The organism is Bacillus sp. 3103sda1, from assembly GCF_024159135.1.
GTDB lineage: Bacteria > Bacillota > Bacilli > Bacillales > Bacillaceae_G > Bacillus_A > Bacillus_A rhizoplanae.
Genome location: NZ_JAMYWS010000001.1, coordinates 2,810,151 through 2,833,548, shown reverse-complemented (window position 1 = coordinate 2,833,548; position 23,398 = coordinate 2,810,151). Strand labels below are relative to the sequence as shown.

Sequence of the window (23,398 nt, the reverse complement as noted above, 5' to 3'; positions counted from 1 at the left end):
CATGCAAGCAGAGAAGTTTCATGACCTCCCGCTTGAAGATGTGCTTGGTGACCGCTTTGCACGTTATAGTAAATATATTATTCAAGACCGTGCACTTCCAGATGCACGCGACGGTTTAAAACCAGTACAACGTCGTATTTTATATTCTATGTATATAGAAGGAAATATAAATGATAAGCCATTTCGTAAGTCTGCCAAAACAGTTGGTAACGTAATTGGTAACTATCATCCGCATGGTGATTCGTCCGTGTATGAAGCGATGGTACGTTTAAGTCAAGATTGGAAAGTACGAAATGTATTAGTTGAAATGCATGGAAATAATGGTAGTGTCGATGGTGATCCGGCAGCGGCGATGCGTTATACAGAGGCTCGTTTATCACCAATTGCTTCTGAGTTATTACGTGACATTGATAAAGAAACAGTAGAATTTGTTTCAAACTTTGATGATACAAGTGAAGAGCCAGTTGTATTACCAGCTATGTTTCCAAATCTTTTAGTGAACGGATCTACGGGAATTTCAGCTGGTTATGCAACAGAAATTCCACCACATCATCTTGGAGAAGTTATCGATGCAACAATGTTGCGAATTGATAAACCAAACAGTACTGTAGACGATTTATTAACGCTGATTAAAGGGCCAGACTTCCCGACAGGGGGGATTATCCAAGGGCTTGATGGGATTAAGAAGGCGTATGAAACAGGAAAAGGGAAAATTATCATCCGCGGAAAAGCGGAAGTTGAGACGATTCGTGGTGGGAAGCAGCAAATCGTAATTACAGAAATTCCTTACGAAGTAAACAAAGCAAATCTTGTTAAGAAAATGGATGAGCTACGTTTAGATAAAAAATTAGATGGAATTGCTGAAGTTCGTGATGAAACGGATCGTACAGGTCTTCGTATTGTTGTCGAATTGAAAAAAGATGCAAATGCAGAAGGTATTTTAAATTATTTATATAAAAATACAGATTTACAAATACCATATAACTTCAATATGGTAGCAATTCATAATCGCCGCCCTACATTAATGACATTACCAAAGATTTTAGATGCATATATTGGGCATCAAAAAGAAGTTGTAACACGTCGTTCGCAATATGAATTGCGAAAAGCGGAAAATCGTCAGCATATCGTGGAAGGTTTGATGAAAGCTTTATCAATCTTAGATAAAGTCATTGAAACAATTCGTGCTTCTAAAGATAAACGTGATGCGAAAAATAATTTAAGTGCAAGATTCTCCTTTACAGAAGCACAATCAGAAGCAATTGTATCACTGCAATTGTATCGTTTAACAAATACAGATATTACAGCATTAGAAAAAGAGGCCGAAGAGCTACAAACGAAAATTACAGAATTACAAGCGATTTTACAAAGTGAAAAAAGACTTCTTCAAGTGATTAAATCGGACTTAAAGAGAGTAAAGAAAACGTATAGTGATAATCGTCGTGCTGTAATTGAAGAAGAGATTGAAGAAATTAAAATTGATGTGGAAGTGATGATTCCACATGAAGATGTCATCGTTACTGTAACGAAAGAAGGATATGTAAAGCGAACTGGTTGGCGCTCGCATAATGCATCGAACGGAAAAGACTTCGGTATGAAAGAGGGCGACATCTTACTCGAACGCTTCGATACAAATACAACCGCGACAATTCTTTTATTTACAAGTAAAGGAAACTATATTTATCTTCCGGTATACGAAATGCCAGATATTCGTTGGAAAGATCTAGGTCAGCACGTTGCGAATATTGTGTCGCTTGACCGAGATGAAACACTCGTCTTTGCAACTGTTGTTCCGAATTTTGATGAAGAGAAGCGATTTATTACGTTTGTTACTAGAAACGGAATGATTAAGAAAACAGAATTAAATCAATATAAAGTGCAGCGTTATTCACGTGCATTTGTCGCGACTAATTTAAAGAAAGATGATGAAGTCGTCGATGTTTTTGTTACAGATGGAACACAAGATATTCTTCTTGCAACGCACGGCGCATATGCACTTGTTTTCAATGAAGAAGAAGTGAGTCCAGTTGGCGTACGGGCAGCTGGTGTAAAAGGAATGAATGTGAAGGAAGATGACTACGTTGTATGCGGTCTTCCTATCAGTTCTGAAAAAGATCAGCTCGTTCTCATTACGCAAAGAGGTGCAGTAAAACGATTAAAAGCGACAGAAATTGAAAAATCGACGAGAGCAAAACGGGGTCTTGTGATCTTTAAAGAATTGAAAAAGAATCCATATCGCATCGTCGGTGTAGAAGTTGTTCGTGAAGATGAAGTTGTTTGTATGCGAACAGAAAAGCAGATAATAGAAGAAATTGATCCGAATACACTTCGTAATAAGGATCGTTACAGTAACGGAAGTTTATTAATAGATGTAAGTGATGTTGGTCTTGTTGTGGAAACATGGCCACAGAAAAAAGAAAAGTAAGAAAATGCCCGACTCATTATATGAGTCGGGTGTTTTTGTCTAAATTTGTCTGAAGAATAGTAGTTGTACAAATAAAACACTTCCATTATTATTTAACTAAATATTTTAAATATTTAGAAAAACTAAAATGGGGGTATATGGGTGATAAAAAAGAAAAATTTTGCTTTTGTTCTTTCTGCAGTGTGTATGTTTGGCTTATTAACAGGATGCAGTGATAAAACAAATGGTAATGCTGATACAGCAAGTACGGGAGGTGGGGGTGGAAAGGTAATAAAAATTGCGACTCAATCACCGCTCTCTGGTGGTTCTGCAACGCAAGGGGAAGCAATTAAACTTGGTGCACAACTGAAAATAGAAGAACAAAAAGAAGAGTTTAAAAAATTAGGATATGAACTAAAATTTGTGCCATATGATGATCAAGCTGATCCGAAAAAAGGTGTTGCGAACGCACAGATTATTGGTGCGGATAAAGAAATACTTGGTGTCGTTGGACATATGAATTCAGGAGTTGCAATTCCATCTTCTGAAGTGTATGAGAAAAACAATGTTGTTATGGTATCACCTACAAATACTGCTATTGAAGTAACGGATCGTAATTTGAAAGTAGTAAATCGTATATGTACAAGAGATGATTTTCAAGGCCCTGCCGGGGCAGAGTTTGCGTTGAAAACACTGAAGGCAAAAAACGTTTTTATTATTGATGATAAAACAGCTTATGGAACAGGTTTAGCTAAAGCATTTAAAACAGAAGTTGAAAAATTAGGTGGAACAATTGCAGGCTATGAATCTATTACGGTCGGAGAAAAAGATTTTAACGGTGTGTTAAATAAAGTACTCGCGAAAAAACCTGATTTAATTTACTTTGGTGGTCTATATGCAGAAGGTGGACTGTTAGTGAAGCAAGCACGTGAAAAAGGCCTTACAATCCCGTTTATGGGCGGTGATGGTATGGATTCAGCAACGATGGTAGAAATTGCAGGTAACTATATTGAGAACACGTATTACACTTCTATCGCTGCTGACCCGAAAACAACGGAAAAAGGAAAGAAATTTGCGGATGATTATAAGAGTAAATTTAATAAAGAGGTAGAAGGATATTCGGCTTATGGGTATGATGCTGCGGGTGTACTCCTGCAAGGAGTGAAAGATGCGATTAAAGCAAATAACAACAAAATGCCAACTCGAGAACAAGTACGCGATACTGTTCGGAAAACAAATAATTTTGAAGGAGCGGTAACAAACGTAGGGTTTGATGGCAAGGGGGATAATAAATTTGCAAAAGTATATATTTATAAATTTGCAGAGCAAAAATATCCAGGAAGACAAGAAGGCGAAGTAGAGAAAAAGTAAGGTGATATGGGTACGGTGCTTATGTTCCGTACCTTTTTTAGAGAAAAATAAAAAGGGAGGAATTTCTATGTTCGGTGAAATCATGCATACACTTCCTCAAGTGCTAATTGACGGATTAACACTTGGTGCAGTGTACGCAGTTGTTGCGTTAGGATATACGATGGTATATGGGATATTAGAACTTATCAATTTTGCTCATGGAGAAATTTTTATGACTGGTGCTTTTATTGGCACAACAATTTTTCTTGTTTTTATGGGATTTGGTTGGATGACGGTTATGCCTGCTCTGCTAGCATTGTTACTTGTTTTAGTCGCAACATCTCTTATAACGGGTTTTCTTGGGATGGGGATTGAAAGGGTTGCGTATCGACCGCTTCGAAAAGCACCAAAACTTATTACGTTAATCACAGCAATTGGTGTTTCTTTTCTGCTGCAAGATATCGTTCGTTTTATTGCTGAATTAAAAAAAGGAAATTACATTATAACAGGTCCTACTTTATTCAATGATCAAATTACAGTACAGACTTCAGCGATTATGTCTTCTTTTAATAATGCTCAACTTAAAACATCTTCACTTATTCTACTCGTTCTTGCAGTTATTATGATGCTCTCTTTAGACTTTTTCATTAATAAAACAAAGTGGGGAATGGCGATGCGTGCTGTTGCGCAAGATCGTGATACTGCTTCATTAATGTCAGTAAATGTGAATAAAGTGATTTCCCTTACGTTTTTTATTGGTTCCGCACTTGGCGGAGCAACAGGTGTACTGTTTGCTGTGCAATATGGAACAATAGATCCGTACATTGGCTTTATTTTAGGGTTAAAAGCTTTTACAGCAGCTGTTTTAGGGGGAATTGGTAATATTCGAGGTGCAATGGTTGGCGGTATATTGCTTGGACTTCTAGAAATGTTCGCGGCTGCAAATTTATCCATTTTATCTTCTGGAATATTGGGAGCTGAATATAAGGATGTATTTGCCTTTGGAATTTTAATTCTCGTTTTAATTTTTAAACCAGAAGGCATTTTCGGCAAAGCAGTTGCCGAGAAAGTGTAGGTGATCATAATGACAAAATGGTTAGAAATGATAAGGAAAAATACGAAGCTGCAACTTATATTATTAGTCCTTTATATTGGTATAACGGCTGCAAGTTTATATTTTGCACAAAAGTCAGTAACGGCATTTTTACTATTATTATTGTCTCTTTTATTATTGTATTACACAAATTTGCACGGTAAATGGAAATGGTTGATAGGGTTATTTGTATTAGTCATATTGCTTCCATTCACAGCAAGCGGCGGGCCAGCCTATCAGTCTTATATGGAAGTAGCGACATTAGTTGGGATTTATATAGCAATGGCGCTAGGATTAAATATTGTTGTCGGCTTTGCGGGATTGCTAGATTTAGGATTTGTCGCTTTTTTTGCAATAGGAGCTTACACATACGGTATTTTTGCAACAGCTCAAGCAAATAACTTTATGCCATTTGGTCAATATCCATTGTCAGGAGAAAGCTTTTGGATTTTTATTTTACTAGGCGGTTTTATTGCAGCAGTATTTGGAGTTTTACTCGGTATCCCGGTTTTACGTGTGAAAGGCGATTATTTAGCGATTGTGACACTTGGATTTGGAGAGATTATTCGTATTATTTTTAATAATTTAGATAAACCAATCAATATTACAAACGGTGCAATGGGTTTATCTTCTGTAAAGCCACCTTCTTTATTTGGGTTTACATTTTTGCAATCGAGTCAAGTGTATTATATTGTGCTCGGTATTTTACTACTCGTGATTTTTATTGTAAAACGACTAGAGTTTTCGAAAATAGGCCGTTCTTGGAAGGCAGTTCGTGAAAATGAAATTGCCGCTCAAGCGATGGGAATTCCGCTTGTGAAAACAAAGCTGCTAGCGTTTGCAATTGGTGCGTCATTTTCTGGAATGATGGGTGTTGTCTTTGCAGCAAAACAAACTTTCGTCGATCCAACAAGTTTTACGTTACTAGAGTCGATTACGATTCTTGTTATGGTATTACTTGGTGGTATGGGGAGTGTACCAGGAGTTATTTTAGGCGCAGCAGTTATGACGATTTTAAATTTACAAGTACTTACTGAAGTAACAAACTGGCTAAATCAATTGAACTTAAGTGGAACGATTGCGATCCCAGATGCACTTTCTCCAGCAAAGATGCAGCGCTTCATCTTTGGGGGAATTTTAATCTTATTTGCTTTGTATCGCCCGCAAGGACTCATACCTGCAAAAAATCGGAAATTTAATGAAGAGCAGCTGAAAAAAGGTAGGACAGAACAAATCGAATCGCAAACACAAAAAGAGAACGTATTTGGAGCCTAGGGGTGAGAATATGACGATTTTAACAGTTCAAAATATTACAAAACGGTTTGACGGGCTTGTTGCAGTGAAAAGTGTTGATATGAAAGTAAAAAAAGGATCGATTACAGCTGTAATTGGACCGAACGGAGCAGGGAAAACGACGTTCTTTAATATGGTAACAGGCGTGTATAAGCCCGATGAAGGGGACATTCTACTTGGTGAAAAAAAGATAACTGGTTTGAAGCCGCATGATATTTCAAAGCATGGTATTGCTCGTACGTTTCAAAATATTCGTCTTTTTAACAATATGACGGTACTTGAAAATGTGATGGTAGGGCTTCACAATCATTTGAAAAGTAATCTTTTGGGAATTTTGTTACATTTTCCAGGAGTAAAGAGAGAAGAGGAACAAGCGCAGCAAAAAGCGTATGAGCTTTTAGAATATGTTGGGTTAGCTCATTTGTTAAATGAAGAAGCGCAAAATTTATCGTACGGTGCACAGCGGCGCCTTGAAATTGCTAGGGCGCTCGCGGCAAAACCGCAAGTCTTATTATTGGATGAGCCAGCAGCTGGGATGAATCCAAAGGAAACGAAGGAGTTAACAGCACTTATTTATCGTATGCGTGAAGAGCTGGACGTAACAATTGTATTAATTGAACACGATATGAAACTTGTCATGGAGATATCTGAGCATATCATTGTGCTAGATCATGGTGAAAAAATTGCAGAAGGAAGACCGGAAGATATTCGTAACAATCCAAAAGTTATTGAAGCGTATTTAGGGAAAAGCGCAGTGTTAGAGAAGTAATGCGGGATAAAGTGAAACTTCCATCAGTGGGGGCCTTACTGCCCGTTAGTACGGGACAAAGCAAAGAGCATGCTACAAAATCGCTTGAAAAAAATAAAAAGGAGGGAAGTATTTTGCTAGAGCTTACAAATATTAATGCGTATTATGGTGGCATTCACGCGTTAAAAGGAATTAATATTTCTGTAGGAAAAGGCGAAATTGTAACGCTTATTGGATGCAACGGAGCTGGAAAATCAACGACATTAAAGACGATTAGTGGTCTTGTTATACCGAAGTCAGGAGAAATTTCATTTGAGGGGAAACAAATTACGAAACAATCCCCGCACGTAACAGCTTTATCTGGAATTGCTCATGTACCAGAGGGGAGACGTATTTTTTCACGTCTAACAGTAAAAGAGAACCTAGAGATGGGAGCATTTTCAGTAAAGGATAAAAGAATAGTGAAGGAACGGATGGAGCGTACCTTTCACTATTTTCCAAAGTTAAAAGAACGGCTAGAACAAAAGGGCGGTACAATGAGTGGTGGTGAACAGCAAATGCTTGCAATTGGACGTGCGCTCATGAGCCAGCCTCACATACTTATGTTAGATGAACCTTCAATGGGACTAGCACCAATTATTGTTGAGCAAATCTTTGAAATTATTTCAGAGCTTAATAAAGAAGGAATGACGATTCTACTTGTTGAACAAAATGCGTATCAAGCGTTGCAAATTGCACATCGTGGATATGTGATTCAGACAGGGGAAATTAAAATGGTAGGAGAAGGAAAATCATTGATGCATAATGAATTTGTGAAAGAAGCGTATTTAGCATAATATGAGGGCTACCCTAAGTAGGGTGGCTCTTTGTCATGTTAATCTATCATACCTTTCGAGAGGACTCCCACCTCTAAACATATGTGAAGGTGGTGAGGTGAATCGAAAAAAATATTTTATGTTCAAAAAATTACAGAAACATACGTTCTTATTTTGGTATAATATCCTTAACAAGGAGGTGAAAAATGACAATGGAAAATCAAACAAATTATAAAACTCTTTAGATTTGGATAAAAAAAGGGCATCGTATGTATTCTTATTTTCAAGAATCTTGCCAAAATGCTAAGAATATGTACAACACGACAAACTTTTATATACGACAAGTGTATACAGGTTTGACACAAGATAAGGAGTTGCAACCTTTACAAAAAGAAGTTTTGGATATAATTTCTAAAAACATTAAGAAGATGAATGATACACAACTTCTTGCCTATCAAAAGAAATTGGAAAAAGAGAAAATAAAACCAAAAGAAAAACAAAAAGAAGTGAAATGTAATTTGTTTTCAGAACCAACTACAGAAAAAACTTATGTAGATTATAATTTTCTGGATGCATTATTTAAAGTGATGATTCAGAATGATTATCGTGCTTTACCTACGCAATCTAGTCAATCAATCATGAAAAATGTATTCCAAAATTGGAAGTCTTTTTTTGCTAGTTTAAAAGATTATAAAAAGAATCCAAATAAATATACTGGAAGACCTAGAATTCCAAAATATATTCGTTCTTCTGAAAAAGAGATTCTATATACAAATCAAGATTGTGTCATTAAAAATGATAAGTTTTTAAAGTTTCCAAAGACAAAATTGCAATTAAACATTGGGAAATTAGGGTTTACTGAAGGTAATTTGAAGCAAGTTCGTGTCATTCCAAAATACAATGAGTATGTAGTGGAATTAATGGTAGATGTTCCTTCAGAACAACAATCCGTTGAAGAGAATGGGCGTTATATGAGTATTGATTTAGGTATTGATAATCTTGCAACCATTGTAACAAACACAGGTATGAAACCTGTACTTGTTAAGGGCAAACATGTCAAAAGTATAAATCAATATTACAATAAAATGAAGAGCCATTTTACAAGTGTTCTCAGGAAAGGTAAACAAACAAAGGAAGGACCTTTTACTTCTAAAAGAATAGAAAAACTTCACCAAAAGCGTTACCTGAAAATAAAAGACATCTTCCATAAAGCTAGTCATCATATTGTAAAACTAGCTCAAGAAGAGGAAGTTTGCAAAATCGTTATTGGTCAAAACAAAAGTTGGAAACAAGAAACGAATATGGGAAAGAAAAATAACCAAACATTTTGCCATATCTCGCATAGTGTATTGATTCAAATGATTACATACAAAGCAAATACAGTAGGCAGTCAAGTTATTGTAACCGAGGAATCTTACACATCAAAAGCAAGTTTTCTAGATCATGACTTTATTCCAACGTATGGAACAAATAACCAAAGTGCAACGTTTTCAGGAAAACGAATGAAACGTGGTATGTATCGTTCTGCAGAAGGAATCGAAATCAACGCAGACGTAAATGCCGCAGCTAATATTTTACGAAAAGTAGTCCCGGATGCATGGACAAACGGGATAGAGGGGTTAGGCGTAAAACAGCTCGCTAGTGTGTTAACTCCACTGACGTTAATCGTCCGTTAGGTCGAAACGTTAGAAACCCCCACTTCAAGCTTTGCTAAGTGGGGGAGTATTCATGTTACCGTTATTACTAAAGAGTAATTTATAAAAAAGCAAAACATTATGTAGAAAAAAGATAAGTTGATATAATAAAAGTTCATCATATTCCATACATAATTGGGAGGGGTTTTATGAACAAAATAGGTGTTGGTATTGTAGGTTACGGCTTTTCTAGTACAACCTTCCATATTCCATTGCTACAAACAATTGAAGACTACGAAATTCGTGCGGTTGTTTCTTCACAAGAAGAGAAAGTAAAAGCATCATTTCCACATGTAGAAGTTGTGACAACAATCGATGAGCTTGTTATGCAAGAGAGCATAGATCTTATCATTATTACATCTCCTAATACAACGCACTTTGAATATGTAAAAAAGGCAATTCTTCACGGTAAACATGTTGTTGTTGAAAAGCCTTTTGTTGTTACTGTTGAAGAAGGGGAAGAGTTAATAGCACTAGCGAAGCAGTATGGTATTGTGTTAAGTGTATATCATAACCGCCGCTTGGATAACGATTTCAGAACGATTCAAAAACTATTACAAGATGATAAAATTGGTAAAGTTTATACGTATGAAGCTCATTTTGATAGATTTCGTCCGCATGTTCGTGATCGTTGGCGTGAACATAAATTACCAGGATCAGGGATGTTATTTGATTTAGGCTCACATCTTATTGATCAAGCGTTACATCTATTTGGTATGCCGGAAGCAGTTTATGCAGATGTTATCAATCAGCGCCCAGGGTCGCAAATAGATGATTATTTTCATATTATTCTTCATTATGAAGAAATGCGTGTTATTCTTCATAGCAGTAGTCACGTTAAATATGCAGGTCCTCATTTTAGCATTCACGGTGAAAAAGGCTCGATTGTTAAATATGGAATGGATTCCCAAGAGGAGCAATTAAAGACTGGTAAGAAACCTGGTGATGTAGGCTATGGAGAAGATGCTATGCATATGTATGCTATTCTTTCTACAGAGGAACAAGAAATTCGTGTTCCAACAGAAATAGGGTGTTATGAGAACTATTATAAAGGTGTCCGAGATGCGATAATGAAACAAGGAATGCCACCTGTTACTGCTGAGGAAGCCCTAAATGTGATTCGTGTTATTACAGCTTGTTTACAAAGTAGTCAGCAAGGAATGATAGTGAAATGGTAGAGTCAGTGCATGCGCTGACTCTTTTTGTATGTTAGCAAATCATGTCGGAATTTTACGAGAAAACGCTAACGATTTTTATTGTACAACCTTTATGTATAGATTAATATTTTAAATATTAGAAATATTATAAATTTAGGGGGAGTACTGTGAAGAAAAAGATATCGCTTTTGTTATCAGGTGTTTTATTAGCGGGAATGATGGCGGGATGTAATGCGAATTCAGCTTCTACTAAAACTGAAACAAAGGAAAGTAAAGTAATTAAAATTGCTTCTGAATCCCCTCTTTCTGGTGGATCAGCTGCTTTTGGAGAAGCCATTAAGCTTGGAACGCAGCTTGCAGTAGATAAACAAAAAGAAGAGTTTAAAAAACTAGGTTTTGAATTGCAATTTGTTCCGCAAGATGATCAAGGTGACCCGAAAAAAGGGGTTGCTAATGCTCAGTCTGTCGCAGCTGATAAAGAAGTATTGGGCGTTGTAGGACATTTAATGTCAGGTGTATCTATTGCCGCTTCTGAAACATATGAGAAAGCAAATCTTGTTATGGTATCGCCATCGAGTACGGCAGTTGAATTAACAGAACGTGGATTAAAGACTGTTGCACGCCTTGTTGCAAGAGATGATTTCCAAGGTCCGGCGGCAGCGAAATATGCGCTTGAAACAGTAAAGGCAAAAAATATTTTTGTAATTCAAGATAAAACAGCTTACGGTACAGGGTTAGCTGATGCATTTAAAAAAGAAGCAGAAAAGCTAGGAGCAAAAATTGTCGGTTATGAAGGGATTACAGTTGGTGAGAAAGATTTTAGTGGTGTGTTAAACCAAGTTGTCGCGAAAAAGCCAGATCTTGTTTATTTTGGTGGTATGTATTCAGAAGGCTCCGTTTTAGTAAAACAAGCACGTGAAAAAGGGGTTACAGCACCAATTATGGGTGGTGACGGTATCGATTCTCCAACAATGGCAGAAGTTGCAAAAGATGGATTAAAAGATACGTATTATACAACAGTAGCGACAGCACCAACGGTAACAGAGAAAGGGAAAGCATTTGTGACAGAATATAAAGAGAAGTTCAAAAAAGATGTGGAGGCATACTCTGCATATGGATATGATTCAGCTGGTGTTATTTTACAAGGAATTAAAGATGCCATTAAGAAAAATGATGGTAAATATCCAACGCGTGAACAAGTACGCGATGCAGTTCGTACTATAAAAGAATATGATGGCGTTATTACGAAAGTAGCTTTCGATGATAAAGGTGATAACAAATTTGCAAAAGTTTATATTTATAAGTATGAGGGTGCGAAATATCCAGGAAGACAAGACGGAGAAGTAAGCAAATAATGAAAAAAAACCCGGCAGAGGCCGGGTTTTTTTAGTTTGGATTAGAAAGTCCATAGAAAAACATTGTGAGGATTTCTTTTGTTTGTTGTTCACGATGTTCACCAACTAAGTGTGCAACGAATTGATCACTCATTTTAGAAAACGTATTGATATATAACAAAATCATATCTTTTGAAAGATTGGGGTTAATTTCTTTTTTCTGTTGTGCTTCTTCTATAAAGTGAAGAAAAAGGGGAAGCGCTTTATCTTTTTGATATGTAAATAGAAAATTACGCAATTCTTCATCTGTTTGCATTGCTTGTTCAATCATTTCAGGATGTAAACGGTTCACACTTTGTAATTTTCGAGTCATAATACGATGTATTTTTTCTTGAAAAGATAAGTCGCTCGTTAACAGTTCTTCATAATAATGAACCTCTTGAATGGTAAACTCTTGAATGAGTTCGCGAAATAAAGCATCTTTACTTCCGAAATGATTATATATTGTAACTTGTGAAACGCTTGCTTGTTTTGCAATATCTTCTATTTTTACATCTTTAAATCCGAATTTAGAAAACAGTTCTAGTGCAGCGGCTTTAATAGCCTGCTTTTTCTTCTCTTTCACCTTTTCAAAACCGTTCATATGAATCACCTCCACTTAAATATACAAGATGATAAGAAAGGAAACAATGTTTTTGAAATATAGGCTTTATAAAATTTCAAAAAATGTTGATTCTCTTATAACAGAGGAGTATAATATTTTTGAAATATGGTATATAAAATATTTCAAAAAGAGGTGATCTTATGTTAATTGTTCAAAACGTCACGAAACAATTTTCAAACGGAAAAGGCTTATTCGATGTTTCATTTCAAGTAAAAGAAGGGGAAGTATTTGGTTATTTAGGACCAAACGGAGCAGGAAAATCAACAACAATTCGTAAATTAATGGGATTTATACAACCTACTTCTGGAACAGCGACGATGTTTGGATTGGATTGCTGGAAGGATGCGGCTGATATTCAAAAAAGGGTTGGATATTTACCAGGAGAGATTTCTTTTATAGAAGGAATGAATGGATTGGGATTTTTGCAACTTATGCAAGGAATGCGTGGTATGAAAAGTAATGGCCGACGTGATGAATTAATTGAGCGCTTTCAGTTTGATGTGAAAACACCCATTCGAAAAATGTCTAAAGGAATGAAGCAAAAAGTAGGGATTGTAGCAGCCTTTATGCATGATCCAGAAGTGCTCATTTTAGATGAACCAACTTCAGGTTTAGATCCGCTTATGCAGCAGTTATTTGTTGATCTTATATTAGAAGAAAAACAAAGAGGAAAAACAATTTTTATGTCGTCTCATATTTTTACGGAAATTGAACGGACATGCGATCGTGTAGGGATTATTAAAGACGGAAAGTTACTTACAGTAGAAAATATTCATGACTTGAGAGCAAAACAACGGCAAGTTCTTGATGTGACAGTATCTTCACAAGAACAATTGCAAGAATTACAGAAAACGGCACTACAAATTGCTAGTGTGCAAGGGAATACAGCTTCGATTATTGTACAGGGAAACTATAATGAACTTCTTCAAACTTTAGCGCAACATGATGTAATTGGTTTTCAGATGAGAACAATGGATTTAGAAAATGTCTTTATGCATTACTATGATGAGGAAGGAGCAGATCGGTTATGAGTAAAGCGCTATTTGTTGCTAGTTTAAAAGCAAATGCCAAAATGATTTTGAACTATGCTATTGGTTCAGTTCTTTATTTATGGTTACTAATTTGGATCTTTCCATCATTCTCATCTGTAAAGGGATTAGATGAAATACTGAAAGCGATGCCTCAAGGGGTATTAAAAGCAGTGGGATTTGAAAAAGGGATTGAACAATTGAATGATTTTTTAGCTGGAGAATATTATGGTTTAATCTTTGTATTATTGTTGATGATATATAGTATTTTAGCATCAACACAATTAGTTGCTCATCTAGTTGATAGAGGATCAATGGCTTATTTATTATCTACATCTGTTTCGCGTACAAAGGTAATTTTGACACAAGCATCTGTCTTAATCATAGGGCTATTTACGATTGTTATAGCTACTTATCTTGGCGGTTTAGTCGGGGCAGAATGGCTAATTGAAAAAGTATCTCTTGATAAAGTATTATTTTTTAAACTCAATCTTCTTGGTGGACTTGTATTTCTTGTTATTTGTGCATATTCATTTTTCTTTTCCTGTTTATTTGATGATGAAAAGAAAGCGTTAAGTATTTCTACAGGTATAACAGTATTGTTTTATGGATTTGATATGTTAGGGAAGTTGAGCGAGAAATTGGAATGGATGAGAAATTTATCTATATTTAGCTTGTATCGCCCGCAGGAAATTGTTGATGGAACCTATAATATATGGCCGACAAGTATTGGTTTACTTATAGCAGCTATTATTCTTTTTATAATTTCTGTTATTGTTTTTAAGAGAAGAGATTTGCCTTTATGATGATCTAATAAAAAGAAGAGGTGAATTGGCTTTTTTAGGTAGACAGTAAAAAGAGTTTATCTGATGTGGTGGACTGGTATTATCCCTTTTAGGTGAATATTATGAAACGGCAATTAAGAAACCTTACCGCTTTATTTAACGTATTTCAGAAAGAAGTCCCCATCTTCAAGCACGTAACAGGCAGTAGCCTAGCGGTAAGGTGGGGATGAATTTCGGTTAGGTACAGCCTAACTCATTTGTAAAAACAACCAATTGTTATTATGGTAGATACATTCTAATTCCAATATCTTCACTTCAGATTCGCTGGGAGGGACGAATGAATTCGCTCTCTGTTGTACCACAAACAAAAAAGGCTGCTTAAAAACAGCCTCACATATGTTGGTACCATGCTTTTTACTTTCTGTTTTCAACAAACGGCACCAAACGTATTCTCCCTAATCACTAGTTCCTAATACATCTGTGTTTGGAGGTTCATACCCCATCTGACGTATCATGGCTGAAATCTGTCCCTTGTGATGGAATTCGTGAGTGATTGCATGCGTTATCAATTTACCAGGTGTAATTGATAACGTTTCTCCTTCTTCTCTCCAAGGGATCTCCCTCTGAATCGGCTCATCCATGTGATGGGCAAGTACTTCAAATACCTCATTTACAAGAGAATCTATATGTTCAAAGCGTACTTTTATTTCGTTCAAACTGAGTTGTTGCAGGTCTTCCTTTGAAGTGAGCGGTTTCTTCGTTTTTAATAAAACAAATGAGCCAAGCCAAGCGTTATAACAGTCTGCTATGTGTACCATTGTATCTCGCACGCTTTGCCAACCGAACCCCATTTGGCGAGTAAAGTCATTTGGTTCTAGTTCTTTACAAAAGTCAAGAAGTACGGATCGAGTCTGTTTGACCCATTCATATTCGTTTTTATGCATTACATACGCTCCTTTATTTGGTGTTTAAAAAACTTATTCCATACTTAATGTCCTAATCCTTCTTCTAACTATCCTGCTTCGTTTGTTCAATAAGAAAAATCAATAATGTTCTTTAACAAAGCCAAAATTTTAATAAAGAAAATGAAAAGATGCAGTAACAGTTAATGGCGATGGATTTTCCACACTGGAAGTTATTTTGTAAAAAGGATTAGCGTTTTTGTTTAGTATCGATCGCTTTATCCCGTAAAAGCCCGATTGGTTCAACTAACCATCAGTGGGGGATGAAGAAAACCTCCACTGATGGAAGTTTCACTTTATATTAGAAGTCCGTAATTATATAGTGTAAGAAATAATAAGAGTGTTGCTATTGTTACGAAGAGTAAAAATAAAATTGTCAGACAAAACATGAGAAAGTTTTGCTGGAAATACAAGAGAATAAAATGAAAGAATCATAAAGAGGATATGTATAAGAATGCAATATATTGTAAATCATTGTTTTATATGTTTTTTTAAAAAAATAGTAATAAATAGTAATAAATAAAAGGATTTAAGCATCCATACAGTAAGGGGATGCCTTTTTTCTTGAGTTATTTTACAGAATGATTATAAATATTACTGTAATAAAATAATTTTTTTAATTTTTTTAATAATACCACTTTACAAAATCAAAAAAATTAGTAGAATATTAATTAATAGAAATTTTCTGATAACTATATAGAAACATAAAGTTATCAAAAAAGTTTCTCACAAGTAGTATCGTACATAAAATTAGGGAGGGTACAAAATGAAAAAGATTAAAAAAATCTCAGCTGTAGTAGCGCCAGTGTTAGCAATGAGCGTGGCTTTAACAGCATGTTCGGGATCAGGGGACAAAAAAGCAAGCACAGAGCCAAAAAATGAAGAGAAAAAAACAGAAGGTAAGTTAGCATCAAAACAAGTGTTAAACTTACTAGAAACGCAAGAAATTCCGTCTATGGACTCTTCTAAAGCAACAGATGCAGTGTCTTTCCTTGCTTTAAATAACGTAATGGAAGGATTATATCGTCTGGATAAAGACCAAAAACCAACTCCAGGTATGGCGGAATCGTATAAAAAGAGCGATGATGGCAAAACATATACGTTTAAGCTTCGCAAAGATGCGAAATGGTCAAATGGTGATCCTGTAACAGCGAAAGATTTCGTATTTGCATGGCAACGTTTATTAGATCCAAAAACAGCTGCTGAATACGCATTTATTATGTATGATGTGAAAAATGCACAGGCAATCAACGAAGGCAAAGCACCAGTTGATTCTTTAGGTGTAAAAGCTGTTGATGACAATACATTAGAAGTGCAATTAGACAACCCAGTGCCATATTTTCTTGAATTAACAACATTCGGTTCTTTCTATCCGTTAAATGAAAAGGTTGTAAAAGAAAAAGGCGATAAATACGGTTTAGAAGCAGAGAACTTAGTATACAACGGTCCGTTCACTATGACAGAATGGAAACATGAACAAGGTTGGAAGCTGAAGAAAAATGATCAATATTGGGACAAGAGCACAGTTAAGTTAGAAGAAATCAACTTTAACGTTGTAAAAGAATTATCTACTCGTGTTAACTTATATGAAAGCGGCGAAGCTGATCGCGTTGCTTTAAGTGCTGAATATGTTGATAAATATAAATCGAAGAAAGATGAATTTGGAAGCTATTTAGAGCCATCTACATTCTTCTTACGATTAAACGAAAAACGTCTGAAACAACAAGACACGCCGCTTAAAAATGAGAAACTTCGTCAAGCAATCGCAAAAGCATACGATAAGAAAGCGTTGGCGAACGTAATCTTAAATGATGGTTCTAAACCAGCTGATTATCTTGTACCAGCTGACTTCGTAAAAGGTCCAGATGATAAAGATTTCCGTACAATTAATGGAAATGTAAAATCTGTATCATATGATACGAAAGAAGCGAAAAAACTTTGGGATGAAGCGAAGAAAGAGTTAGGTAAAGACGAAATCACACTTGAATTATTAAACTACGATACTGATAATGCGAAGAAAATTGGTGAGTACTTAAAAGAGCAATTAGAGAAAAACTTACCAGGCTTAAAAATTAACTTGAAAAACCAACCATTTAAGCAAAAACTAAAACTAGAAACAGATCAAGACTTTGATATCTCTTACGCTGGTTGGGGTCCTGACTATGCAGATCCAATGACATACATCGATATGTTTGAAACAACAAACTCTCATAACCAAATGAGTTACTCAAATAAAGAGTATGATGACATTGTTAAAAAAGGTAAAACAGATTTATTAACACAAGAGAAAACTCGTTGGGAACAACTTGCGAAAGCTGAGAAGATGTTACTTGATGATGCTGCAATTGCACCGCTGTACCAACGTGGAACTTCTTATTTACAACGTCCAACTGTACACAACATTGTTAAGCATAATGTTGGTGGTGATTTCAGCTACAAGTGGACATATATCACTGAAAAAGAAGATAAATAATTATTTAAAAAGAGGAGGATGCGGTAACGTATCCTCTTTCTCTATGTGCACATTTTGAAGTGTAATGAATACATATGCAGTACTACAATAAATAAAAACATTCATTAATGAATGTTGTCATTTATGATAGTCAATCCGACTAATTAAGTTTTTCCGGGCAGAAATCTTCTATCTATATCCTTTGTTTTTCTGAATATGCCCGTTAAATGTGAGATAGAAGGAGATGTATATGAAACAATATTCTTATTTAGATTTCCTAGCAGCGTTTGGTATTGGCAGTGCACATCCAGGAGGTTTTACGTTAACAAAGCAATTATTAGCACAGCTTTCATTAGACCAGCATACAAAATTATTAGAGATTGGTTGTGGAACAGGCAGGACAGCTTCCTATATTGCGAAACAGTATGGCTCTGCTGTAAGTGCAGTTGAAATAAATGAAACGATGATTGAAAAAGCAAAAAAAAGATGGTATAAGGATGGAGTAAATATTGAGCTCATTGCAGGGAGTGTAGAGGCACTACCGTGTCGTGATGAAATGTTTCATATTGTATTAGGAGAATCCGTTCTTGCGTTTACAAATAAAAGGAAAGCGATAGATGAATGTTACCGTGTATTACAATGTGGCGGGACGCTGCTTGTTATTGAATTGGTAATTGAGCAACATTTACCAGTACATGAGGAAAAAAATATAGTAACTTTATATGGAATGGAACAACTGTTAACAGCACAAGAATGGGTTATACTCTTTAAACAAGCAAATTTTAAAACAGTACGTGTACTTGGAGGCGGAACCATTGCAACAACGATTTCTGCACATGTAGAAGAGCCAGAGTGGGATATATCAGATTTTATTTCACAAGATTTGTATAATGCATGGATTGCGCATGAACATATTTTACATCAATACAAGCATATATTAGGGCACCGGATTTTTATTTGTCAAAAATAAAGTGGAATTTTGATTAATGGTGAACTTCATTCTCCGTAAAAGCCCGATTGGGCGGGCTTTCCATCAGTGGTGGATGAAGAACCCTCCACTGATGGAAGTTTCACTTTATTAAAAAAGCCAACAATATGTTGGCTTTTCTTTAAATGAAAAATAAAGCAGCTAATGAAATACCAAAAATAAATCCAAGACCAAGTTCAACGGCTCCAAATCCACCAAACCCACCAAATCCACCAAACCCACATCTACATTCATCAAATCCACATCTACCACATCTACGAGATCTACCAGATCTACGAGATCTACCAGATCTACAGTCATCAAATCCAAATCCACAATGGTTACATTCACCTAAACCACCGCAGAAATCACAGCCGAAGCTACCACCAAAGCCAAACCCGTGGTCAAATCGTTTGCGATGAACGGGTTCAATCCATACTGATTCATCTGTTAGATCAACAATTCTTCCAATATGGATATTGCCTTTATAATCTTCAATACGTACGACTCGCCCATAATAACGCCGACATGTATGAAAATGTTTATGAGAACTCATATAATTTTGCCCCTTTCTCTTTCCAATATTACGATATGATAAAGGGACAAGAGCGGCTTGTACGTTTGTCTATTCCATCATAATTGTAGTGAAAAACGGGAATGATAAGGAAGGATTGTTTTCTAGTAATGAAAAATGTTACTCCCTGTTAGAGTGAGATAAAAAGGAGAGAAAAAAATGAGTCATTCAGATACATTTCAAACGTATGAAGTGTCATGGAATGCATTAACGGATGCACTTCGAAAAGAGATGACACGTCAAGTAGGAGCTGATATTATTGATACCATTGTCTGTGATTTACAAGATGGCTTTGAAGTGTATACATATATACAAGGAGATCTTGCGTTTGAATATAAGGAAGCACTTGAACGAAAATATGGCACAGATAGCAAATTTCCTAACATATTAACAGTATTACTATTGGCGGATATCTACAATGTAAAAGAAAGTAACATTCGTCTTCATGCTGATCACAAAGAAAATCCAGTTGTAGAAGTATACGTAAAACAATGAGAGTGCTTGTAGATTGCACTCTCATCTTTGTTATAATAAGAGATAGAAAATTAAGAAAAAAGGTAAAAGTATGAAGCGAGTGCGGTTACGTGAACTAGGAGTGAAAATTGGAAAATATGATGTGGGAAAATGGAATGCCATTACTGATGTTGAAGGTGTCTTAGTGGGGCATGTTACTTTGAAGGAAGAAATGCATATTCGTACTGGTGTCACGGCGATTTTACCGCATGATGGAAATATATTTCGTGAAAAAGTATTCGCTAGTTCTTATGTTATTAATGGCTTTGGAAAAACGATTGGAACGATTCAAATACAAGAACTAGGTGTACTTGAAAGTCCGATTATGCTGTCCAATACATTTGGAGTTGCTCCGGTATTAGAAGGGACATTACGATATTTGCTAGAGCGGAATGAGGAAATTGGTGATACAACTGGAACTGTAAATATTGTTGTTGGAGAGTGTAATGATGGATATTTACATGACATTCGAACGCTTTATGTAAGACCCAAGCATGCAATTGAGGCCATTACAAACGCAAAAAATGGTCCAGTGGAAGAAGGATGCGTGGGAGCTGGTACAGGGATGGCTTGTTTTGGATATAAAGGCGGAATTGGTACAAGCTCACGCATAATAACTTTTACAAAAGATACGTATACGGTGGGTGTTTTAGTTGTTACGAATTTTGGGAGAAAAGAAGATTTATATATTCAAAAAGAGAACGAAGAAACTTTGCCAGATGGCTCTATCATGATTGTTATCGCAACCGATGCGCCGTTAAGTGATAGACAATTACATCGCATAGCAAAGCGAGCAACTTTTGGACTTGCAAAGGCGGGTTCTTACGGAGCGCATGGGAGCGGGGATATTGTTATTGCCTTTTCAACAGCACATCGTATTTCTCATACGCCAACTACAGAATCATTGCAGTATCAATTTTTGCGTGAAGATGGGAAAGAAATTTCTCATTTATTTGCAATGACAATTGAAGCCGTAGAAGAGGCAATTTGGAATGCTTTATGTATGGCAGAAACGATAGAAGGTAGAGGAAAAAGAAAATTAGAGGCGATATCTTATGAAAATCTAAAAAACATACCAAGGTTAAAATAATTTAATTATGTAAACTGATATAAATTATAGAGCGGAGCTTTGGTTATTACTATTACATACAAACTCTAAAGTATAAATGTCAGTTTTTTTATTACTCTATAGAAACCGATATAATTAAAACCGGATATATATGGCATAGGAAGTTGAAATGTACTTTAATGAGAAGTGGCAAAAATATTGGGTGAGAAAGTAAATTATGATGAAAATTAGAAGAAAATAAAAAACTGAAAATGAGCAGTTTTTTATTAAATGATTGTTTACATAATAATATTATATTCTCGTTCGTTTTTCGAAATACAAGTCATATCTTGTATTTCTTCTCATAAGTTTAAACATAGGAATTTGTCTACAAAGGTGGCGAAGCTTCAACATGCATATTCGAATCATAGCCACATCTATTTTGTTTTTACTACTCATATGTATTTGTCCTTTTTCTAGTTTAGCGAAAGGAGAAGAAGCGAGGCAGCGTGTTGTTTCACTTGTGTATGATGATTCTGGTAGTATGCGTAATAATGATCGCTGGAAGTATGCAAATTATGCATTGCAAAGTTTGATTGCATTGTTAGATGAAAAAGATACGTTTTCTTATGTACCAATGAGTCATCCATCGCAAGAAATAACAGTTTCTCTAGCGAATAACAAACGGCAAGAGGAAATTGAAAAGATTCAAACATGGAATGAACATGTTAACACACCTTTTCAATCAGTGGAAACAGCTATGCAATCTATTAAGAGGCAAACTCAGGAAAATGCCAATCGTGAATTTTGGCTTATTATTCTAACAGATGGAGCGTTTAATGAGCTAGAAAAACAAGATGATAGTGGAAAAAAAAGGATTTCAGAAACGCTCAGTACTTTTAAAAAAGAAATGGAAGCAAAAAACATTTCTTTACATGCAGTATTAATTACAATGGAAGAAAATTTAGGGGCGCAAGAACAAGCACAAATGAACGTCTTTAAAGATATTTGGAAACACCAGATAAATGGAATCGTATTCCCAACAAGTGGAGAAGATGGTGTTATCCACAGCGTCAACCAAGCCGCTGCTTTAATAGCGAATCGTGATCCATTTTCATCAGTAGAAGAAGCGGTAAAAACAAATATAGTAGGAAACAAGATTGAAGTTAAAACACCATTTCCGTTAAAACGAATTACGCTTGTTGGTCAATCTTCTCAAAACATACCGTATCGTGTCCAAAATATACAAGGATCACTCAATTTACAATCAAGATTTTCGATTCAAGCACCGGCGGGAATGGGATTATATGGTGGAATTACTCATATTATGTCTAAAAACAATGCTGTAATGGAACCAGGAACATATATGGTAGAAATTGATCAAGCAGTGACAAAGGAAAATATGAAAGTACTAGTAGAACCAGCGTTAGATTATACCGTTTCCATATATGAAAAAGGAAAGGACCCGAAAAAAGAAACAGAACAAATCTATGAAAATCAAACAGCAATTATAGAAGCAAAACCAACAAATGTACCGGTAGATGCTTCATATTTTAATGCTCAAATAGAAATAAATGGTCAAATGTATTCGATGCAATGGGATGGGAAACGAAAAGTCTTCTACTATGAAACGAAGATAGGGAGAGACGCTGTGCATGGAAATGTGCACATGAATATAAAAGGGTTTTATCGCCAAACGAAAGAATTTCGCATTCAATCCGTTCCAAAACCAAAACTATCATTAAAAGTTGTTACCACGAATTATAAAGAAAAAGTAACAAATTTAGAGCATAGTGCACCATTTATTATACAACCACTATTAAATGAAGAATCAATGTCAGAAGCAGAAGTAAGGGAATTGTTGAAAACAGTAACTATTACATTTCATAAATCTATCAACTATGAGTTAAAGCAAAATAGAAATCAAATATATGTATATCCTCGTCCTTATTACTCCAACACATTTAATTTTACAGACACCGGCATCATAGAAGCTACCATCACATTACGAGATTCACAATCGCACAAAGTTAGTAAACAAATTTCGTTGTCTATTATTGACGTTCCTTTTTTAGAGCGTTATGCGACTATTTTTCAGTTCGTTTTACCATTTAGTATAATCTTATTCATTATTACAATTCTTATTGTTGGATGGATAGTTCGCCCACGTTTTCATAGGAAAGCGCTTATGTATTATGAATGGGACCAATCTATTGCGGAAGATTGGTTATATAAATCTGAACCAGAGCCACTGCGAACGAAATGGTGGAATCATTATTTTGGTATTCCATTTCGAGCGGAGCGGAAAACAGTGCAATCTGTTACGTTTATTGCAAAAAATGGCTCAAAATCTATATTTGTTACGAAAGATTCTCAAGTACCAGGCATGGTGATTGATGGTATGGTCCTAACTGATGAAGAAGCAGGACGCGAGTATAAAACGTTATATCCGAACGAAATGGTTGTTATTGATCGCGGTTATGGAAAAGAAGTATATAGATATGAATGTGAATAAAT

Annotated in this window: 19 protein-coding genes; 16 read left to right on the top strand and 3 right to left on the bottom strand. The window is 35.6% G+C overall.

What is annotated here, in order from left to right:
- The first annotated feature begins 1 nt into the window (after window position 1).
- From parC to NKR74_RS13970, 9 genes are all read left to right on the top strand, one after another.
- Window positions 2-2,425: a DNA topoisomerase IV subunit A gene (parC, locus tag NKR74_RS14010; RefSeq protein WP_253629957.1), complete on the top strand. Its 2,424-nt coding sequence runs from the start codon at window positions 2-4 to the stop codon at window positions 2,423-2,425.
- Between the two features lie 141 nt (window positions 2,426-2,566).
- The gene (locus NKR74_RS14005) at window positions 2,567-3,775 is read left to right on the top strand and encodes a branched-chain amino acid ABC transporter substrate-binding protein (protein WP_098309907.1); all 1,209 of its coding nucleotides are present in this window, start codon (window positions 2,567-2,569) and stop codon (window positions 3,773-3,775) included.
- A 67-nt stretch (window positions 3,776-3,842) separates the two neighbouring features.
- On the top strand, window positions 3,843-4,829 hold the full coding sequence (locus NKR74_RS14000) for a branched-chain amino acid ABC transporter permease (protein WP_098309906.1): 987 nt from the start codon (window positions 3,843-3,845) through the stop codon (window positions 4,827-4,829).
- Window positions 4,830-4,838: 9 nt separating this feature from the next.
- Complete coding sequence (locus tag NKR74_RS13995) at window positions 4,839-6,122, top strand: branched-chain amino acid ABC transporter permease (protein ID WP_098309905.1); 1,284 nt, start codon at window positions 4,839-4,841, stop codon at window positions 6,120-6,122.
- A gap of 10 nt (window positions 6,123-6,132) precedes the next feature.
- On the top strand, window positions 6,133-6,909 hold the full coding sequence (locus NKR74_RS13990) for an ABC transporter ATP-binding protein (RefSeq protein WP_253629956.1): 777 nt from the start codon (window positions 6,133-6,135) through the stop codon (window positions 6,907-6,909).
- Between the two features lie 113 nt (window positions 6,910-7,022).
- Window positions 7,023-7,724, top strand: a complete 702-nt coding sequence (locus NKR74_RS13985) for an ABC transporter ATP-binding protein (protein ID WP_253629955.1) — start codon at window positions 7,023-7,025, stop codon at window positions 7,722-7,724.
- Window positions 7,725-7,972: 248 nt separating this feature from the next.
- Window positions 7,973-9,379 (top strand): RNA-guided endonuclease InsQ/TnpB family protein, encoded by a 1,407-nt coding sequence (locus NKR74_RS13980; protein WP_253629954.1) that lies wholly within the window; start codon window positions 7,973-7,975, stop codon window positions 9,377-9,379.
- Between the two features lie 167 nt (window positions 9,380-9,546).
- Window positions 9,547-10,575: an oxidoreductase gene (locus tag NKR74_RS13975; protein ID WP_253629953.1), complete on the top strand. Its 1,029-nt coding sequence runs from the start codon at window positions 9,547-9,549 to the stop codon at window positions 10,573-10,575.
- 194 nt (window positions 10,576-10,769) lie between these two features.
- On the top strand, window positions 10,770-11,909 hold the full coding sequence (locus NKR74_RS13970) for a branched-chain amino acid ABC transporter substrate-binding protein (protein ID WP_098309932.1): 1,140 nt from the start codon (window positions 10,770-10,772) through the stop codon (window positions 11,907-11,909).
- 31 nt (window positions 11,910-11,940) lie between these two features.
- On the opposite strand, the gene NKR74_RS13965 is transcribed toward NKR74_RS13970, so the two are convergent.
- On the bottom strand, window positions 11,941-12,531 hold the full coding sequence (locus NKR74_RS13965) for a TetR/AcrR family transcriptional regulator (RefSeq protein WP_253629952.1): 591 nt from the start codon (window positions 12,529-12,531) through the stop codon (window positions 11,941-11,943).
- Between the two features lie 161 nt (window positions 12,532-12,692).
- Between NKR74_RS13965 and NKR74_RS13960 the strand changes: the two genes are divergently transcribed.
- Together NKR74_RS13960 and NKR74_RS13955 are read left to right on the top strand one after the other, a co-directional pair.
- Window positions 12,693-13,583, top strand: coding sequence for an ABC transporter ATP-binding protein (locus tag NKR74_RS13960; protein WP_253629951.1), 891 nt, complete (start codon window positions 12,693-12,695; stop codon window positions 13,581-13,583).
- The gene (locus NKR74_RS13955; protein ID WP_098309900.1) at window positions 13,580-14,386 is read left to right on the top strand and encodes an ABC transporter permease subunit; all 807 of its coding nucleotides are present in this window, start codon (window positions 13,580-13,582) and stop codon (window positions 14,384-14,386) included. The genes NKR74_RS13960 and NKR74_RS13955 overlap by 4 nt, the downstream gene beginning before the upstream one ends.
- A 434-nt stretch (window positions 14,387-14,820) precedes the next feature.
- Here the strand turns inward: NKR74_RS13955 and NKR74_RS13950 are convergent, their stop codons facing one another.
- Window positions 14,821-15,309 carry a DinB family protein gene (locus tag NKR74_RS13950; protein WP_253629950.1) on the bottom strand — a complete coding sequence of 163 codons (489 nt, stop codon included), beginning with the start codon at window positions 15,307-15,309 and terminating at the stop codon, window positions 14,821-14,823.
- A gap of 784 nt (window positions 15,310-16,093) precedes the next feature.
- Between NKR74_RS13950 and NKR74_RS13945 the strand changes: the two genes are divergently transcribed.
- Both NKR74_RS13945 and NKR74_RS13940 read left to right on the top strand, forming a co-directional pair.
- A complete protein-coding gene (locus NKR74_RS13945) occupies window positions 16,094-17,800 on the top strand; it encodes a peptide ABC transporter substrate-binding protein (protein WP_253629949.1) in 1,707 nt (568 codons plus the stop codon).
- Between the two features lie 229 nt (window positions 17,801-18,029).
- Window positions 18,030-18,749, top strand: coding sequence for a class I SAM-dependent methyltransferase (locus tag NKR74_RS13940; RefSeq protein WP_098309897.1), 720 nt, complete (start codon window positions 18,030-18,032; stop codon window positions 18,747-18,749).
- A 139-nt stretch (window positions 18,750-18,888) separates the two neighbouring features.
- Here the strand turns inward: NKR74_RS13940 and NKR74_RS13935 are convergent, their stop codons facing one another.
- Window positions 18,889-19,302, bottom strand: a complete 414-nt coding sequence (locus tag NKR74_RS13935; RefSeq protein WP_098309896.1) for a hypothetical protein — start codon at window positions 19,300-19,302, stop codon at window positions 18,889-18,891.
- Window positions 19,303-19,479: 177 nt separating this feature from the next.
- On the opposite strand from NKR74_RS13935, the gene NKR74_RS13930 reads away from it, so the two are divergent.
- From NKR74_RS13930 to NKR74_RS13920, 3 genes are all read left to right on the top strand, one after another.
- The gene (locus NKR74_RS13930) at window positions 19,480-19,815 is read left to right on the top strand and encodes a hypothetical protein (protein WP_253629948.1); all 336 of its coding nucleotides are present in this window, start codon (window positions 19,480-19,482) and stop codon (window positions 19,813-19,815) included.
- A 70-nt stretch (window positions 19,816-19,885) separates the two neighbouring features.
- Window positions 19,886-20,923, top strand: a complete 1,038-nt coding sequence (locus NKR74_RS13925) for a DmpA family aminopeptidase (RefSeq protein WP_098309894.1) — start codon at window positions 19,886-19,888, stop codon at window positions 20,921-20,923.
- A gap of 370 nt (window positions 20,924-21,293) precedes the next feature.
- The gene (locus NKR74_RS13920; RefSeq protein WP_253629947.1) at window positions 21,294-23,396 is read left to right on the top strand and encodes a vWA domain-containing protein; all 2,103 of its coding nucleotides are present in this window, start codon (window positions 21,294-21,296) and stop codon (window positions 23,394-23,396) included.
- Window positions 23,397-23,398 lie beyond the last annotated feature (2 nt).

What these genes read in the sequence shown, in the direction of transcription:
- parC (WP_253629957.1), top strand. Translation starts at nt 2, where the DNA reads ATGCAAGCAGAGAAGTTTCATGACCTCCCGCTTGAAGATGTGCTTGGT.
- NKR74_RS14000 (WP_098309906.1), top strand. Translation starts at nt 3,843, where the DNA reads ATGTTCGGTGAAATCATGCATACACTTCCTCAAGTGCTAATTGACGGA.
- NKR74_RS13975 (WP_253629953.1), top strand. Translation starts at nt 9,547, where the DNA reads ATGAACAAAATAGGTGTTGGTATTGTAGGTTACGGCTTTTCTAGTACA.
- NKR74_RS13935 (WP_098309896.1), bottom strand. Translation starts at nt 19,302, where the DNA reads ATGAGTTCTCATAAACATTTTCATACATGTCGGCGTTATTATGGGCGA.
- NKR74_RS13955 (WP_098309900.1), top strand. Translation starts at nt 13,580, where the DNA reads ATGAGTAAAGCGCTATTTGTTGCTAGTTTAAAAGCAAATGCCAAAATG.
- NKR74_RS13940 (WP_098309897.1), top strand. Translation starts at nt 18,030, where the DNA reads ATGAAACAATATTCTTATTTAGATTTCCTAGCAGCGTTTGGTATTGGC.
- NKR74_RS13980 (WP_253629954.1), top strand. Translation starts at nt 7,973, where the DNA reads ATGTATTCTTATTTTCAAGAATCTTGCCAAAATGCTAAGAATATGTAC.
- NKR74_RS13990 (WP_253629956.1), top strand. Translation starts at nt 6,133, where the DNA reads ATGACGATTTTAACAGTTCAAAATATTACAAAACGGTTTGACGGGCTT.
- NKR74_RS13960 (WP_253629951.1), top strand. Translation starts at nt 12,693, where the DNA reads ATGTTAATTGTTCAAAACGTCACGAAACAATTTTCAAACGGAAAAGGC.
- NKR74_RS13945 (WP_253629949.1), top strand. Translation starts at nt 16,094, where the DNA reads ATGAAAAAGATTAAAAAAATCTCAGCTGTAGTAGCGCCAGTGTTAGCA.
- NKR74_RS13930 (WP_253629948.1), top strand. Translation starts at nt 19,480, where the DNA reads ATGAGTCATTCAGATACATTTCAAACGTATGAAGTGTCATGGAATGCA.
- NKR74_RS13970 (WP_098309932.1), top strand. Translation starts at nt 10,770, where the DNA reads ATGATGGCGGGATGTAATGCGAATTCAGCTTCTACTAAAACTGAAACA.
- NKR74_RS13965 (WP_253629952.1), bottom strand. Translation starts at nt 12,531, where the DNA reads ATGAACGGTTTTGAAAAGGTGAAAGAGAAGAAAAAGCAGGCTATTAAA.
- NKR74_RS13995 (WP_098309905.1), top strand. Translation starts at nt 4,839, where the DNA reads ATGACAAAATGGTTAGAAATGATAAGGAAAAATACGAAGCTGCAACTT.
- NKR74_RS13925 (WP_098309894.1), top strand. Translation starts at nt 19,886, where the DNA reads ATGAAGCGAGTGCGGTTACGTGAACTAGGAGTGAAAATTGGAAAATAT.
- NKR74_RS13920 (WP_253629947.1), top strand. Translation starts at nt 21,294, where the DNA reads ATGCATATTCGAATCATAGCCACATCTATTTTGTTTTTACTACTCATA.
- NKR74_RS13950 (WP_253629950.1), bottom strand. Translation starts at nt 15,309, where the DNA reads ATGCATAAAAACGAATATGAATGGGTCAAACAGACTCGATCCGTACTT.